The sequence below is a fragment of the Faucicola osloensis genome (genome assembly GCF_020041925.1).
GTDB lineage: Bacteria > Pseudomonadota > Gammaproteobacteria > Pseudomonadales > Moraxellaceae > Faucicola > Faucicola osloensis_D.
Genome location: NZ_CP083409.1, coordinates 2,420,233 through 2,436,028 on the forward strand (window position 1 = coordinate 2,420,233; position 15,796 = coordinate 2,436,028).

Here is a 15,796-nt window from a genome sequence, read left to right on the forward strand (position 1 = left end):
ACAAAGCTTAGTTAACCAAGCCTCTCAAGGTTTGCTCTAACGCTTCTCTAGCTTGGATAAAGCCTTCAATACCAGCAGATAATAATTCTTGGCTGATAGGATCAAGCGCATGTTGCTCAGCAAATTGGGTCTCATCGAGGGTTTGTTTTTTGAGGTCAATAAATTTCATGTCTGGGAATAGCTGACGCTCGACTTTGACGTCCATCGTGGCAAGTTGGTCTAGCAAATCAGGCGCAATCGTTAATAAATCACAACCTGCCAATGCTAATATTTGCTCAATGCTGCGAAAGCTCGCGCCCATGATTTGGGTGGTATAGCCATGCTGTTTGAAGTAATGATAGATAGTTTTGACTGAGCTCACGCCTTTATCACGGCTGATTTCGATGCTATCGAGTCCTTCATCTTTTTTCTGCCAATCCAAAATCCGTCCGACAAATGGCGAAATCAAGGTAACATCGGCATCGGCACAGGCTTTAGCTTGGTGCAAGCCAAATAGCAGCGTCACGTTACAATGGATACCTTGTTGCTCTAGTGCTTTGGCGGCTTGAATGCCTTCCCAGGTGCCAGCGATTTTGATGAGTACGCGTTTCTTATCAATCCCAGCGGCTTCATAGGCTTTGATAAATTGCTGCGCTTTGACAATGGTGCCATCGGTATCATAAGACAACCTTGCATCCACTTCGGTGGAAACACGACCATCAATCAGTTTTAAAATTTCGGTGCCGATATAAATGGTGAGATCATCAATCACCGCATCGATATCATTGGGGTATTTTTTTAATGTCTCAATCAAAATAGGCTGCATTTGTGGCGCTGACAATGCCTTGGTAATCAAGCTTGGGTTGGTGGTCGCATCGACTGGTTTTAAGCGGGCAATCGCCTGCAAATCCCCAGTATCTGCCACAATGGTTGTCATCATTTTTAGTTGGTTTAAGCTGCTAGTCATGTACTTTCCTAAATGTCAAATTGCTGCATGTCACTGATAACCTATCACGGACAAAATAGTATGGTTTCATTCAATGTTGTTTAACCTATGTCAAAAGCTATCACAAACATTGTGACAATCGCTAGTTTTTTTTCTATTTTGCAAGTATTTGTTAAGCATCAAGCAGAAAAATCCAATTTTTTTTAGGGTATGCCAAAAATATTATCTCTATATCACTATTTGTGATGAAAAAGCGCTGAGCGAAACTCGATTAACAGGCGTGATTTGTGCTAGTATTAGGCAATTTCTGCTATAAAGCCATTTGGTAACTTTGTATATTTCAAGGTATATTTCAAGCTAGGCTGCCTGTGATTTATGACCCTCAATCCTATCGCGCAGGTCAGTGTTGACTGTTGAGTTGTAATTTTATGAATGAACAAACGATGAGCAATGATGAATTAATTGGACTTCGCCAAAAAATTGATGAAGTGGATGAAAAAATCCAGCGATTAATCAACGAGCGAGCAGGCTATGCGGTGCAAGTAGCCAAAGCCAAAAAGACGCAAGAGGACAATCCGATTTTTTATCGCCCAGAGCGAGAAGCGCAGGTACTAAAAAAAGTGATGGCGCGTAATGTGGGTCCACTCCCTGCCGATAAAATGGCACGTTTATTCCGCGAAATTATGTCAGTATGTTTAGACTTAGAAGCGCCACAAAAAATTGCTTATCTGGGTCCTGCAGGTACCTTTACCCACATGGCAGCGCTGAAGCATTTTGGTAAAGCCGCCACGACAGTGCCGCTATCGACGATTGCTGATGTGTTTCGTGAAGTCGAAGCCGGCTCTGCCATGTATGGCGTTGTCCCTGTAGAAAATTCCTCAGAAGGCGTGGTTAACCATACCCTTGATGGTTTTTTATCCTCCGATTTAAAAATCATTGGCGAGGTGGAATTACCGGTGCATCATCAATTTTTGGTGGGTGAGCATACCAAAGTGGGCGCGATTTCAAAAATTTATGCCCACAGCCAAGCGCTTGCCCAATGCCGCCAATGGCTAGATACCCATTATCCCAATGTCGAGCGTGTCGCAGTCTCTAGCAATGGTGAAGCGGCGCGGCGTATCAAAAATGAGTGGCACTCAGCCGCCATTGCAGGGGAAGTGGCAGCAAGCGAATATAATTTGCACAAACTATTTGAAAACATCGAAGATACCCCGTCCAATACCACACGTTTTTTAATCATTGGCCGCGAAGCAGTAGCGCCGTCAGGTCAAGATAAAACCTCGATTTTAGTGGCAGCCAAAGATCAGGCGGGCGCGCTGATTCAAATATTGCAGCCACTAGCTAAACATGGGGTGTCGATGACCAGTATCGAAACCCGCCCAGAGCGGCCAAACAAATGGGCTTATGTGTTCTTTATTGATATGCTCGGTCATATTGACGACGCCAATATGCAAGCCGCGCTCGCTGAGATTCGCCCGCAAGTCAAAGATTTACGGGTATTAGGCGCTTATCCAAAAGCGGTGATTTAACCGTTTTTGGCAATAAAATTTTATTAGTATCAATCATCAACTAAAGGTTTTGATATGACGATCCAATCGGTCAATCACAGTATTGAGCAGTTAAAAGCTTATGAAATGGATAAATCCAATGAAGAGCTGACCCGTGAGTATGGCTTGGGTGACATCGTCAAATTGGCGAGCAATGAAAACCCAACCGGCTGCTCACCATACGTGACCTTGGCAATCACGTCAAAACTGGGCGAATTATCGCGTTATCCCGATGGTGCAGGGCAAGGGCTTAAACAAGCCTTAGCCGATTTTTTGGGCTGCGAAACAAAACAAATTGTGTTGGGTAATGGCTCTAATGAGTTACTCAATAACATTACCGCAAGCTTTACCAATGGTGATGATGTGATTGTGTATTCTCAATACGCGTTTTCGGATTACGAATTGGCGTCTTTGGGTATTAGTGAGCGAACCCAACAAGTCGCTGCCAAAAATTTTGCTCATGATTTGCCTGCGATGCTTGAGACGGTCAATCAAACTGCCAATTGTAAAATGGTGATTATCACCAATCCCAACAACCCCACAGGCACCGTGCTCGCCAAAGATGACTTGGTTAAATTCATCAAAAAAGTGCCATCGGAGGTGTTGGTGGTGATTGATGAAGCTTACATCGAATTTGTGCCAACGCTCAGCTGTGTAGATTTGACCCAAGAGTATGACAATGTCATTGTGCTACGTAGCTTTTCCAAAGCTTATGGACTGGCAGCCTTGCGCATTGGTTATGCAGTAAGCAGCGCAAGCATTGCTGAGATTTTAAATTATACGCGCCAGTCGTTTAATACCAGTACGTTGGCGCATGCTGCCGCCACAGCGGCAATTAAAGACCAACATTTTATTAACCAATATTTGGCGTTTAACCATGAGCAAAAACAAGCCCTGTATGATGGCTTGGATAGCTTAGGTGTCGTCTATGTCAAATCGGCTACCAATTTTGTGATGGTTAATGTCGGCGATGGCATGGACATCTACCAAACATTGATTGAGCAAGGCGTGGTGGTGCGACCGATGGTTGGGTACGGTCTGCCAGCCTGGATACGCGTGAGTGTGGGTTTGCCTGAAGAAATTAACCGTTTTTTAGATACGTTGGCGCAGGTATTGAGCTAAGCCAATGTTAGAAAAAAATCGTGAAGTATTTTGGCATTTTTTAGCGTTATTTGTGGTCATCGTTTGGGGAACAACATTAGCAAGCACTAAGGTGCTGCTGGCGGATATGTCACCCATTCAGATTTTGCTGTATCGGTCGTTATTTGCCTATGGGTTATTGTTTGCCATGTCACCTAGACTGCAAACCTTTAGCAGTGTAAAAAACGAAGTGTTGTATTTTTTGTCGGGGCTGTGCGGTATTACCTTGTATTTTTTACTAGAAAACACCGCACTGCTGTATACCTATAGCAGTAATGCGGCGCTGTTAGTCACAGCATCCCCTTTGTTTACGGTGCTGATTGCCAGTTTTATCATTAAAACCCATGCCTTTAGCAAGTTGCTGTTGATTGCGTGTGTGATGGCATTGGTTGGCGTAGCATTAGTACTGGCTAATCAGCCGATGAGTTTAACCAATGGCATGCTGGGTAATATTTTAGCAATATTAAGTGGGTTGGCATGGTCATTTTTCGGCTTTGCTAACAGTGCCATTAAAGATGAACTGAACCCGATGGTACGCATGCGTAAAGTGTTTTTGTATGGCATAATCACCGCGTCGCTGTATATGCTTGTGACAGGTGAAGCCTTTATCAACCTTCACGCGTTTACGCCCATCAATCTGGCGAATTTGCTGTTTTTAGGTGGTATCGCTTCCGCTTTGTGTTTTGTGTTGTGGACCAATGCCAATAAGCATTTGGGCGTGGTAAAAACCTCGCTGTATATTTATTTTATTCCGCTCATTGCGGTATTGTTGGGTGTGGTTTTATTGGGTGAAACAATCACCAGCAGCACTATTTTGGGTGGGATTTTGATTGCGTTGGCAGTCTTTTTAGCAAATTATAAAAAATCGGTAAGTTAAATGTTTGAAAAAGTGTGTTTTATTGGGCTAGGGCTCATTGGCGCAAGTTTGGCACAAGCCATGCGTGATAAAAAATTGGCCAAATCAATTGTGGCGGTCAGCCGTTCACAATCAACCATTGACAAAGGTATCAACTACGGACTGCTTGATGCAGGATTTGATGATGCTGCCTTTGCGGTGCAAGGTGCGGACTTGGTGGTAATAGCCACGCCGGTACAGGCGGTCAAAAAAATTTTTGAACAAATCAAACCCTTTATTAACGATAAAACTATTATCATGGATGTGGGTAGTACCAAAGGCAATATCATTGCAGACGCCAGCGCGGTGTTTGGTGAGGATATGCCCAAAGGTTTTGTACCCGCCCATCCGATTGCTGGCGCAGAAAAATCAGGGATTGATGCGCGTAATGCCAAACTATTTGATAACCATAAAATTATCTTAACGCCGCTAGATACCACCAGCAAACAAGCGGTTAAAAAAGTGATTGCACTATGGCAGCAGACTGGCGCAGAAGTGGTGACCATGCCAGCGGATTATCATGATAAGGTGCTCGCGCGTACCAGTCATTTACCCCACTTGCTCGCCTACAATCTAGTTGCTCAACTAGCCAAGCACAACGACAATATGGATATTTTTCGTTTCGCGGCGGGTGGCTTTCGGGATTTTACCCGTATCGCCGCCAGCGACCCAACCATGTGGCATGATATTTTTTATGCCAATAAAACCGCGCTCCTCGATGCCATTGATGAATTTAGTGAGCAATTAAGCCAGTTGAAAGCAATTATCGAGACCAATGATTCTGAGCAGATGCTAGGTGTATTAACCCAAGCCCAAGCCGCCCGACAACATTTTGGACATATGTTAAATAAAACGCCTTATTTGGAAAAACAAGCCATGAAGCAAACTTACGTTATCGCCCCAGCCCAACAATTTGAAGGCAGTCACACTGTCGCAGGAGACAAGTCTATCTCTCACCGTTCGATTATGTTTGGTTCGTTAGCCAAAGGCACTACCACGGTGACAGGGTTTTTGGAAGGTGAAGACGCACTCGCTACCTTGCAAGCCTTTCGTGATATGGGCGTAGTGATTGAAGGACCAAACCAAGGCAGGGTAGTGATTCATGGGGTTGGATTACATGGGTTAAAACCTTCGCATGATCCATTATACATGGGTAATTCAGGCACCAGTATGCGCTTGTTATCAGGTATTTTATCGGCACAAAAATTTGATTCGGTGATGACGGGTGACCCGAGTTTATCCAAGCGTCCCATGGAACGGGTCGCCAAGCCTCTGCGGGAGATGGGTGCAAAAATCCAAACCACGGGCGAAAAAGGTACGCCGCCGATTAGCATCACCGGTAATCAAACTTTAACAGGTATCCGCTATGAAATGCCGATGGCATCAGCGCAGGTGAAATCCTGTTTGCTGTTAGCAGGATTATGGGCACAAGGCACCACCACAGTGATTGAGCCAGAAGTGACGCGCGATCATACCGAGCGCATGCTGACGGCATTTGGTTATCCTGTGACAGTGTCAAAAGTGCACAATGGCAATCAAATTAGTGTGACAGGGGGCGGCGAATTGACGGCGTGTGACATCGCAGTGCCTGCTGATATTTCATCCGCGGCATTTTTTATGGTGGCAGGTGCCATCGCCCAACAAGGCAATGTGACCATCAACAAAGTGGGCATCAATCCCACGCGCACCGGCGTGATTGATATCTTAAAGCTGATGGGCGCTGATTTGACATTGACCAATGAAACCACCGTCGGCGGTGAGCCAGTTGCCGATATCGTGGTGAAATCTTCAAAGTTGCAAGGTATTGAGATTCCTGAGCACTTGGTGCCACTCGCCATTGATGAATTTCCTGTGCTGTTTGTGGCAGCAAGTTGTGCCACGGGTAAAACCGTGCTACATGGCGCAGCTGAACTGCGCGTTAAAGAATCTGACCGTATTCAAGTCATGGCAGATGGGCTAAAAACCTTAGGAATTGCCTGTACTGTACTCGATGATGGCATTGAAATTGAAGGTCGCGGTGATGTGGCACAGGTGTTTGGCGGTGGTGAGATTGAATGTCACCATGACCATCGCATTGCCATGAGTTTTACTGTGGCAAGTTTGCGCGCAAGCGATACGATTACCATTCATGGTACTGAAACGGTCAATACTAGCTTCCCTAACTTTGCTGAACTGGTCAATAGTGCAGGATTGCAAGTTAAAGTGGTGACTGACTAAACCCTAGGTGAGCTAAACTTGTAGCACTGTCGCAAGTCTTTACATGGATGACATGAAAACTAAGATAGACTATGACTTTCTTAGTTTTGACTTTTTTATAAAAAATAAAATTTATCGTTGTGTTAATGAAAAATCAAATCCCCCAAAATCAAATCCTGAAAAATCAAATCCCCCAGAGTCAAACCATTGATATCATCAATAGTGACATTCCGACCCGTGCCGTTGATATTACTGACCATGAAAAACCAACCATAGTGACTACCCCCAAAGGCGTATTGACCGCACTGGCTGCTTTTTTGATTTGGGGGTTTTTCCCCCTGTATTTTAAGCTACTCAAAGATTATGATGCGATTGAAATCATTGGGCATCGAATTATTTGGACGTTTGTCACGATTTTACTAATCATGACAGTGACTAAAAACTGGCACTGGGTGAAAGTGATTAAAGCCAACCCAAAATGGTTACTTTATACTGCCGTTTCGGGGGCGATTATCTCAGTTAATTGGTTGGTGTACGTGTGGGCGGTCAATCATGATCAGATTTTGGAAGCCAGTTTGGGCTATTATATTGGTCCGTTGATGGGTATTTTACTATCGCTAGTGGTTATCAAAGAAAAACTGCGGCCTTTGCAATGGATGGCAGTGATTTTGGCAGCGATAGGCGTGGCGATTCAGCTGGTCGTGCTGGGTAAATTGCCGTGGGTATCGTTAGTGTTGGCGAGTAGCTTTTCTGTGTATGGTTTGATGCATCGCCATACCCCGCTTGACGCGCTGTCTGCGATGTTTATCGAAACGGCATTATTGGTGCCGGTCTTTATTGGCTGGTTTGCTATGCATGATGTTGCTAGTAGTCAGTTAGATTTTTGGCTGTCGCCATCAATTTTTTTATTGATGATTGCAGGGCCTGTGACCTTGATACCGCTCTTAATGTTTAATAAAGCCACCAAAATGGTTAATTTTAGCTTATTGAGCTTTTTAAATTATTTGACCCCGTCCATGATTTTTTTATTGGCGATATTCTTGTATCATGAGCCTTTTAATATTTATAAATTGATTACCTTTGCCTTTATTTGGACAGGCTTGGTATTTTTTAGTTATGATTTAATAAAACAACGAAATACCTAACGAGAGTAAAAATGACTACACCAGAAACTACCCAACAAACTAGGCTTGAAATGCCCCACAGCACCACGCAAGCCCCCACACAAAAAACCATGCATGAATCACTATATTCAGCGGCGGATGCCTTACATGCGATTGCAAACGAAAAGTCCAACAGTCAGCCAATCAAGCTGACGGGTAATTCAACGGATATGGTATTTGTCAAGGGACTCAAAGTCGATGCCGTGATTGGCGTGTATGAGTGGGAGCAGCAAATAACCCAACCGCTGATTTTCGATATTGAAATGGTAGGCTGTCAATACCAAGCGTCGCAGACTGATAATATTCAAGATGCCATCAATTATAAAAGTGTCAGTGAGCGCGTGGCTGAAGTGAGCATTGCCAACAAAGTCGCGCTGTTAGAGCGGTTAGCGCAATTGGTCGCTGAGATGATTTTGTCAGAATTTGCCCCAGAAAAAGTCACAGTGACGATTCACAAACCCACCGCCATCAAACAAGCCGATAGTGTCGGGGTTAAAATTACCCGTTTTCAGCAAAATTAATTAGCCTAAGCAAAAAATATGTTTATTTGAGCATTTGAGTATGAGTGTACCACCGCGTGATGTCATAGTCATCGAAGCCTGTGTTTTGTCGTTAGCCAGTAATGTCAAACAACCTTATTATTTACAAAAAGCCAAAGACTGGCTGCAAAACTTTGGCACTTTGACTCTCAGTGCGATTCATAGTAGTGAAGATACTTGTAGTGATAACAATTTACACGACGATTTAAACAAGCCAACATCCAATACACCGGTTTATTTTAACCAAGTGGCTTATTTAGCATTTGCGCAGCCCATGGATTATTGGCAATGGCTACAACTCACCAAGCAGTTTGAACAGCAACAAGACAGACTTCTGTACCAAAAACCCGCTGTTACGTTAGACATCGATATCATTGCAGTAAAATGTCTGCATCAAATTGATAATATCGACCAAAGCCTCGATGAAAAAGGCAATCGATTTGTGTTATTCGCTCAATCAGCAAACCAGTGGTTAGGCATCCGCCGGCGTTTTCCACTAGCTTGTTATGACCAGGTAGGGATATTGGATTTATCAAAAAATATCGATTTGTCCTTTATCCGAAGTTTTTAATCCTCATCGCTATCACTATGAATATCACTGCCACTATCAATGCCCAATTTTTTCATACGGTAGCGCAGTGAGCGAAACGTTGTATTTAATAATTTGGCGGCTTGGGTGCGATTCCAACCACTGCAGTTGAGCGCCGCGATAATGACTTTGCGTTCTTGATTCATCAAATATTCTTCAAGTCCTTCGGCGGGCAGTTGACCTTCTTCAGCGGCGGGCTGGGCTAAATTAGGCGCATTGATACCCCCTATCGGCGTATCTAAAGTTAACATTTCATCGGTTAACGCTTCATGGTTGGATTGGGTGGGTGTGGGCGTAAGTTGAATATTGGCTTTGACTTTATAACCACTTGCAAACAAATTACTGCTATAGGAAGTATTGATGGGGCTGTTGGAAGCGGATTTAGCTTCAGCTAAGGGCGCAACTTTTGGCGCGCTCGGTTGACTCGGTATTGATAACACGGTGTGATTGGAGGTTTCTGTGATTTCATGAGTTTTTTGGATTTCATGGATTTCATGGATTTCATGGATTCTAGGAGTGTCAGGCGGTACGTTAGCGGCTGATAATGGCAAATTCAAATGATGGGCTTCAATCACATTATCATCAGCTAGAGTAATCGCCCGCTCTAAGATATTTCTTAATTCACGCACGTTGCCTGCAAAGTGATGGTTTACCAATTGAACAGCGGCTTCATTCGATAATGTCGGTGGCTGCGTTAGTCCCCAATCTTCTGCAATCAAAGCGATAAAATGATTGGCTAACAGTAAAATATCATCGCGCCGTTCATTGAGACTGGGTAATTTTACTTCAATCACGTTGATGCGATAATATAAATCTTGTCTAAATTCACCGGTTTCGACAAGCTTAGCCAAATTTTTATGGGTAGCGGATAAAAGGCGCACATCCACGGCAATTTCTTGGGTGCTACCAATTGGGCGGATTTTCTTTTCTTGAATGGCGCGTAATAATTTGACTTGCATGGAAATCGGCAAATCCGCCACTTCATCCAAAAATAGCGTGCCGCCATTTGCTTGTTGGAATAACCCTTCTTTATCTGCGGTAGCCCCAGTAAAGCTGCCTTTTTTGTGCCCAAAGAACTCGCTTTCCATCAACTCTGATGGGATGGCGCCGCAGTTAACAGGCACAAAATTGGCAGAGCAGCGCGGGCTTAAATCATGAATAAGCTTGGCAACGACTTCTTTACCCGTACCAGACTCACCCCACAAAAATACGGGCGCTTGGCTGCGCGCCAATTTTTGGATGGTGGTTTTAAGCTGGGCAATGGCGTTAGATTGTCCGATTAAGCGATTGCTAAAAGGATCATAGACTTCTTTACAATTGAGTTTATGGGCATTTTCTGCCACCTTCAAGGCATTTTCGACTAACTGGCGCAGCCGCGACAGCTCAAGTGGCTTGTTGACAAAATCAAAGGCGCCCAATTTTAACGCTTCAATCGCCAAATCCATACTACCGTGAGCGGTAATCACTCCCACGGGGGTTTTGGCATAATTTTTATTGATAAGCTTGACGATATCTAGTCCTGTGCCATCAGGAAGTTTGAGATCGGTTAAGCAAAAATCAAAATTATACGCTTGAAGATGGCTAACGCCAGTGGCATAGTCATAGGCGACTTTGGTTTCAATGCCCATTTTTTTGAGTGTCATCTGCATCAAGCGACACAAATCTACTTCATCATCAATTATCAGCGCTAATGCCATACAGATGCAACACCTTTAACACAAAGTAATTAGAGGGGATTATAACACTTCCCTCATTTTATCGTCAGTAAGCTATGGCAAACAAGCTAGTGCGACGTTATGGTGGGCTAAATTATCATAGCCCAGTTATTTGCTAGCTCAGTCACTTAATAACTCAGTTACTTGCTAGCCTCCGACCCACAAGTACCTTTGGTGACACTCATAGTCTTGTCCATAGCATTGACGCTATTACTCGCCATACAAGCGTTGCCATAAGTTTGATAGCGGACCATGCCATTATTGATAGTTTTGACGCAGACAGGATCATATTGCATGGTGCACATCATCTCAGGTTTCTTAATTGGCTGAGGCATAGGTTGGGGGTTTTGCTGAGCTGGGCTAACAGCTTGGCAACCAAATAAACTTAATGAGAAGCATAATGGGGTAAAAAACTTGAACATAGCATTTCCTTATTGTGTTCAGTAGGTGATATAGAGGTGATACAAGCCGCATTGAGTATACCAAAACTCAGTGAAATCATCCCCAATAATAACCCACTTGCCAAATTATTATTGCTACTATCTGTTACCAAATCTTTAAAACGTAAGCGGGCAGTCATGCGTCAGCCGTTGCACCCGTAATAAAACACGCCCCAAATCAACCTATCGCCAAGTACAGGGCTAATGGTTAAAGGCTAAAGGTTAAAAGTATGCATTGAAGTCATTGCTAATCTCCCAATCACAAGTATCCCAATCACAAGTATCCCAGTCAAAAGTTGTTGTGAAGTTTGTTAGCGCATTTTATAGTTAAATTGATAAACATTCACTATAACGCTATATAGCACGTTTGATAATGAGGCAATCATGTTAACACTCACTTTTTTGGGTACATCTGCAGGGATACCCACCAAACACCGCAACGTTACCGCGCTTGCTGTATCACTCATCAATCCTTATAGCAAAGCAAAAAATGTCCCTTGGATATTGGTGGACTGTGGAGAAGCCACCCAGCATCAATTACTCGAAACCCCCTTATCTGTGATGCAGCTAGAATTGATTTGTATCACCCATGTGCATGGCGACCACTGTTATGGCTTGCCAGGGTTACTGGCAAGTATGGCGATGAGTGGTCGCAAACACCCATTAACCGTCATCGCCCCGCAAGCGATTGCCGATTATCTTGCCGCTGTACAAGCCACGACAGCGCTGATAATAAGTTTTGATATTAATTTTATCGCCATTGAAAATAGAGCGCAGGGTGATAGTTACCAACCTGTCACGCTGGATTTGACAGACGACCATCAGCTACAAGTTGACGTGATTGCGCTATCACACCGTATCCCTAGCCATGCCTTTAAATTTACCCAGCGACTGTCCAAAAAAACCTTATTGACCGAAAAACTTACCGAGCTTAACGTGGTAGATAAACGGCTATGGGGCAAGCTTAAATACGGTATTGACGTCAATCTAGATGATAACACCTTGCTAAAATCCGCGGATTTTGTCACCACCACGCTGCATAAAACCGTGCTGATAGTCGCAGGCGATAATGACTCACCTGAGCTATTAGCCGATGCCATATCAGATACCGATGTGCTAGTACACGAGGCGACTTATACCCAAGCAATCGCTGATAAACGAAAAGTAGCCCCTAACTATTTTGACCCCATGCATTCAACCGCCAAGCAAGTTGCCGAGTTTGCGCAGCTATCACAATTAAAAAACCTGATTTTGACCCATTTTAGCGCGCGTTTTCAACCTTTTGATAAACTTAGCAGCAAAACTTTGAATATGTCACATATTCGGGCAGAAGTGGCTGCAAATTATCAAGGTAACTTTTGGCTTGCCCAAGATTTTGATGTGTTTGAAATCGAGAATGGCAACGTTAAAAAACGCAATACGCAAATAAACTAACCCTCAAAAAGCTATCTTGTTAAAAGAAAATTTTGTAAAAAGTTTTATTGATAACTTTTTTTTATATGCACCAGTCAAATTTACTTGTTATTCCGCCTAGAATTGTTTTGCATAATTAATTATATTTATGGTAATTTAATTATCATTTTTTTAATTTATAACTGTCTTAGCTAATCGTCAGTTATGGATTGAGAATCCCACCGAACCGCTTGAGGAGAGTGTATGCAAATTGGTGTACCAAAAGAAACTGCATTATATGAAAATCGGATTGCGATTACCCCCGATACCATTAAAAAGTTCATCAAGTTGGGTCACAGTATTGTGGTCGAACGCGATGCCGGTAAAGGTTCGTTTATTACCAATGAGGCGTTGGAACAAGTAGGGGCACAAATTGTTGATGATGCGATCTCAACAAGTGATGTGGTGCTGACGGTCAATAGCTTACCGATTGAAAAAATCAACCAGCTAAAACAAGAAGCGATTGTCATCGGTATGATGAATCCGTATCGCAATGCCAATTTGCAGGACTATGCCAATCGCCACGCCAAAGTATATGCTATGGAGCTATTGCCCCGAACTTTGTCGCGGGCACAAAACATGGACGTGCTGTCATCTCAAGCCAACTTGGCAGGTTATAAAGCGGTGATTTTGGCTGCTAACCAGTTTGGTCGTCCTTTCCCCATGTTTATGACATCTGCAGGTACAGTGAAACCTGCGCGTATTGTCATCTTAGGTGTTGGCGTCGCGGGTCTGCAAGCGATTGCCACCGCCCGTCGTTTGGGTGCCGTTGTAGAAGCCAGTGACTTACGTCCCACCGTGCGTGATCAAGTGGAGTCAGTCGGTGGTAAATGGCTCGATGTCCCCATGAGCGATGAGGAAAAAGCCAAAGCCAAAGACACAGGCGGCTATGCCTGGACACCGTCTGAGCAATATATTAAAGACCAAGCCGCGGTTGTCGATAAAGCAGTCAGCCAAGCAGATATCGTGATTACCACGGCTCAAATTCCTGGTCGCAATGCCCCTCGTTTGATACATCAAGCTACCATCGATAAAATGAAATCTGGCTCAATTTTACTCGATATGGCCGTGGAAACTGGCGGTAACGTGGAAGGCTCAGTGGTCGGACAAAATATCATTACCCCAAACGGTGTCACCATCATGGGTGTGCCCAATATTCCATCGACCTTGGCGGCGCAGTCATCGGCATTGTATGCCAACAATTTGTATAACTTTTTTGCAACCTTGATGGATGACAATAAAGTGTTTGCGCTCAATCCAGAAGATGAAATCCAAAAAGCCTTGCTGGTTACTAGCCAAGGTCAAGTATTGTTAGCCAGTCGCTAACCTAATTTTCATTTAATTTTACCTATCGAGGTTAGGAGGTTTTATGTTATTGACCCTATTAGCGTCTGCGACATCTGCCACCCCATTTGTGGCAATCTTTAGTATCTTTGTTTTGGCTATTTTTGTGGGTTATTACGTGGTTTGGGGGGTAACGCCTGCACTGCATACCCCGCTTATGGCGGTCACCAATGCCTTATCCAGTATTGTCATCGTCGGTGCCATGCTGCAGACCGTCAGCATCGATGGCGATATGTTTACCCCAACCAGCTTATTGGGTGCGTTCGCGGTATTTTTAGCCAGCATCAATATTTTTGGTGGTTTTTCGGTAACGGAACGTATGCTAGCGATGTTTAAATCAAAAGATAAAAAAGCCAAAGCTGAGCCAAACAAAGAAGGAAATGCTTGATGAATGAGAATTTGAATTGGGTCGCCCAACATGCAGATTGGTTTTATTTGATTGGTGCGGTGCTATTTATTTTAACCTTACGGGGTTTATCAAGCCCAAAAACCGCCATCCGTGGTAACCGTTTTGGGATGATGGGTATGGCGCTTGCCATTATCACCACCTTTTTCTTGGCCCCCAGTCCGGTGTTTGTATTAATTGTTGGCGCGATGGTGCTAGGCGCTGTGGTCGGTACTTGGAAAGCACGTACTGTTGCCATGACACAAATGCCAGAAACCGTGGCTTTGATGCACTCACTGGTCGGTTTGTCAGCCGTTGCTATTGCGTTAGCTAGCGTATTACATACGGGCATCGAGCATAGCACTATCGCGCGGTTTGAGTTATTTATCGGCTGTTTTATTGGTGCGATTACCTTCTCAGCGTCAATGTTTGCTTTTGGTAAATTGGCGGCAAAAAGCTGGGCAAAGACGCTTAAAGGCAGTTGGGTAAAACCTGTCCAAGCTCTATTGTTCATCGCGATGTTAGCATTTGGTATTATGTATTTCACCACCCAATCCATGCCAGCGTTTTATGCGATGACCATTTTAGCTATTATTTTTGGCTGGATGTGGATTGCGCCGATTGGCGGCGGTGATATGCCTGTGGTGGTATCGCTACTCAACTCATTCTCTGGGTGGGCGGCAGCCGGTATCGGTTTTACCCTAGGCAACTCAATGCTAATTATCGCAGGGTCGCTGGTGGGTTCATCTGGGGCGATTTTGTCCTACATTATGTGTAAAGCCATGAACCGTTCACTGCTCAACGTATTGTTTGGCGGTATGTCAAGCAGCTCAGCTGCTGCGAAAGAAGAAGATACCGGACCGAAAACTTACCGTACAGGCTCACCTGAAGATGCCGCCTTTATGATGGAAAACTCTAGCAGTGTCGTCATTGTGCCAGGTTATGGTATGGCGCAAGGCCGTGCCCAAAATGCGGTAAAAGAGCTTTATGAAATGCTAAAAGAAGAAGGTGTGGACGTGCGTTTTGCGATTCATCCCGTGGCAGGTCGTATGCCAGGTCATATGAACGTACTATTGGCTGAAGCAGATGTGCCGTATGAAGACATTCTAGAAATGGATGAAATCAACTCGGACTTTGCGGGTACTGACGTTGTGCTGATTATCGGTGCCAATGACGTGGTCAACCCAGCGGCAAAAGACGATCCAAACTCACCCATCTTTGGTATGCCAATTCTTGAAGCAAATAAAGCGCAAACCGTGATGGTCATCAAACGCTCGATGAGTGCCGGCTACGCAGGTCTTGACAATAGCTTATTCTACATGGACAAAACCATGATGATCTTTGGCGATGCCAAAAAAGTGGTAGAAGACATGATTCGTCATATCAATGGCACAGGTCACTAAGTTTTTTTGACTTCAATCAACCCTGACTAACCAGTTTAGTCAGGGTTTTTTATTTGCTATAAT

The 15,796-nt window shown here is 44.1% G+C and carries 15 protein-coding genes; 11 read left to right on the forward strand and 4 right to left on the reverse strand.

What is annotated here, in order from left to right; genetic code table 11:
- Nucleotides 1-7: 7 nt before the first annotated feature.
- Nucleotides 8-946, reverse strand: coding sequence for a transaldolase (locus LAJ61_RS10805; RefSeq protein ID WP_224053926.1), 939 nt, complete (start codon nucleotides 944-946; stop codon nucleotides 8-10).
- Nucleotides 947-1,353: 407 nt separating this feature from the next.
- Between LAJ61_RS10805 and pheA the strand changes: the two genes are divergently transcribed.
- The 7 genes from pheA (at nucleotide 1,354) to LAJ61_RS10840 (ending at nucleotide 8,976) form a co-directional block, all read left to right on the forward strand.
- Entirely contained in the window at nucleotides 1,354-2,454 is a 1,101-nt protein-coding gene (pheA, locus tag LAJ61_RS10810; RefSeq protein ID WP_224053927.1) for a prephenate dehydratase, read from the forward strand.
- 54 nt (nucleotides 2,455-2,508) lie between these two features.
- Nucleotides 2,509-3,594: a histidinol-phosphate transaminase gene (gene hisC, locus LAJ61_RS10815; RefSeq protein ID WP_224053928.1), complete on the forward strand. Its 1,086-nt coding sequence runs from the start codon at nucleotides 2,509-2,511 to the stop codon at nucleotides 3,592-3,594.
- 4 nt (nucleotides 3,595-3,598) lie between these two features.
- Complete coding sequence (locus LAJ61_RS10820; RefSeq protein ID WP_224053929.1) at nucleotides 3,599-4,489, forward strand: DMT family transporter; 891 nt, start codon at nucleotides 3,599-3,601, stop codon at nucleotides 4,487-4,489.
- Entirely contained in the window at nucleotides 4,490-6,724 is a 2,235-nt protein-coding gene (locus LAJ61_RS10825; RefSeq protein WP_224053930.1) for a bifunctional prephenate dehydrogenase/3-phosphoshikimate 1-carboxyvinyltransferase, read from the forward strand. It abuts the gene before it with no gap.
- A gap of 125 nt (nucleotides 6,725-6,849) precedes the next feature.
- Nucleotides 6,850-7,848: an EamA family transporter RarD gene (gene rarD / locus LAJ61_RS10830; RefSeq protein WP_224053931.1), complete on the forward strand. Its 999-nt coding sequence runs from the start codon at nucleotides 6,850-6,852 to the stop codon at nucleotides 7,846-7,848.
- An 11-nt stretch (nucleotides 7,849-7,859) separates the two neighbouring features.
- Complete coding sequence (gene folB, locus LAJ61_RS10835; protein ID WP_224053932.1) at nucleotides 7,860-8,387, forward strand: dihydroneopterin aldolase; 528 nt, start codon at nucleotides 7,860-7,862, stop codon at nucleotides 8,385-8,387.
- Between the two features lie 40 nt (nucleotides 8,388-8,427).
- The gene (locus tag LAJ61_RS10840) at nucleotides 8,428-8,976 is read left to right on the forward strand and encodes a 2-amino-4-hydroxy-6-hydroxymethyldihydropteridine diphosphokinase (RefSeq protein WP_224053933.1); all 549 of its coding nucleotides are present in this window, start codon (nucleotides 8,428-8,430) and stop codon (nucleotides 8,974-8,976) included.
- Here LAJ61_RS10840 and LAJ61_RS10845 read toward each other — a convergent pair.
- From LAJ61_RS10845 to LAJ61_RS10855, 3 genes are all read right to left on the reverse strand, one after another.
- Nucleotides 8,973-10,691 carry a sigma-54-dependent transcriptional regulator gene (locus LAJ61_RS10845; RefSeq protein ID WP_224053934.1) on the reverse strand — a complete coding sequence of 573 codons (1,719 nt, stop codon included), beginning with the start codon at nucleotides 10,689-10,691 and terminating at the stop codon, nucleotides 8,973-8,975. The two genes, LAJ61_RS10840 and LAJ61_RS10845, sit on opposite strands and share 4 nt — an antisense overlap.
- Before the next feature lie 158 nt (nucleotides 10,692-10,849).
- Entirely contained in the window at nucleotides 10,850-11,044 is a 195-nt protein-coding gene (locus LAJ61_RS10850) for a subtilase-type protease inhibitor (protein WP_224053935.1), read from the reverse strand.
- A gap of 50 nt (nucleotides 11,045-11,094) precedes the next feature.
- Nucleotides 11,095-11,289 carry a DUF350 domain-containing protein gene (locus LAJ61_RS10855; RefSeq protein ID WP_224053936.1) on the reverse strand — a complete coding sequence of 65 codons (195 nt, stop codon included), beginning with the start codon at nucleotides 11,287-11,289 and terminating at the stop codon, nucleotides 11,095-11,097.
- A gap of 244 nt (nucleotides 11,290-11,533) precedes the next feature.
- Here LAJ61_RS10855 and LAJ61_RS10860 point away from each other — a divergent pair, with 244 nt between their 5' ends.
- The 4 genes from LAJ61_RS10860 to LAJ61_RS10875 all read left to right on the forward strand — a co-directional run bounded on the left by LAJ61_RS10860 (nucleotide 11,534) and on the right by LAJ61_RS10875 (nucleotide 15,733).
- A complete protein-coding gene (locus LAJ61_RS10860; RefSeq protein ID WP_224053937.1) occupies nucleotides 11,534-12,583 on the forward strand; it encodes a ribonuclease Z in 1,050 nt (349 codons plus the stop codon).
- 222 nt (nucleotides 12,584-12,805) lie between these two features.
- Nucleotides 12,806-13,927, forward strand: coding sequence for a Re/Si-specific NAD(P)(+) transhydrogenase subunit alpha (locus LAJ61_RS10865; protein WP_224053938.1), 1,122 nt, complete (start codon nucleotides 12,806-12,808; stop codon nucleotides 13,925-13,927).
- A gap of 43 nt (nucleotides 13,928-13,970) precedes the next feature.
- Nucleotides 13,971-14,333 carry a proton-translocating transhydrogenase family protein gene (locus LAJ61_RS10870; RefSeq protein ID WP_204156067.1) on the forward strand — a complete coding sequence of 121 codons (363 nt, stop codon included), beginning with the start codon at nucleotides 13,971-13,973 and terminating at the stop codon, nucleotides 14,331-14,333.
- Complete coding sequence (locus LAJ61_RS10875; RefSeq protein WP_409034969.1) at nucleotides 14,333-15,733, forward strand: NAD(P)(+) transhydrogenase (Re/Si-specific) subunit beta; 1,401 nt, start codon at nucleotides 14,333-14,335, stop codon at nucleotides 15,731-15,733. The genes LAJ61_RS10870 and LAJ61_RS10875 overlap by 1 nt, the downstream gene beginning before the upstream one ends.
- The last annotated feature ends 63 nt before the right edge of the window (nucleotides 15,734-15,796 follow it).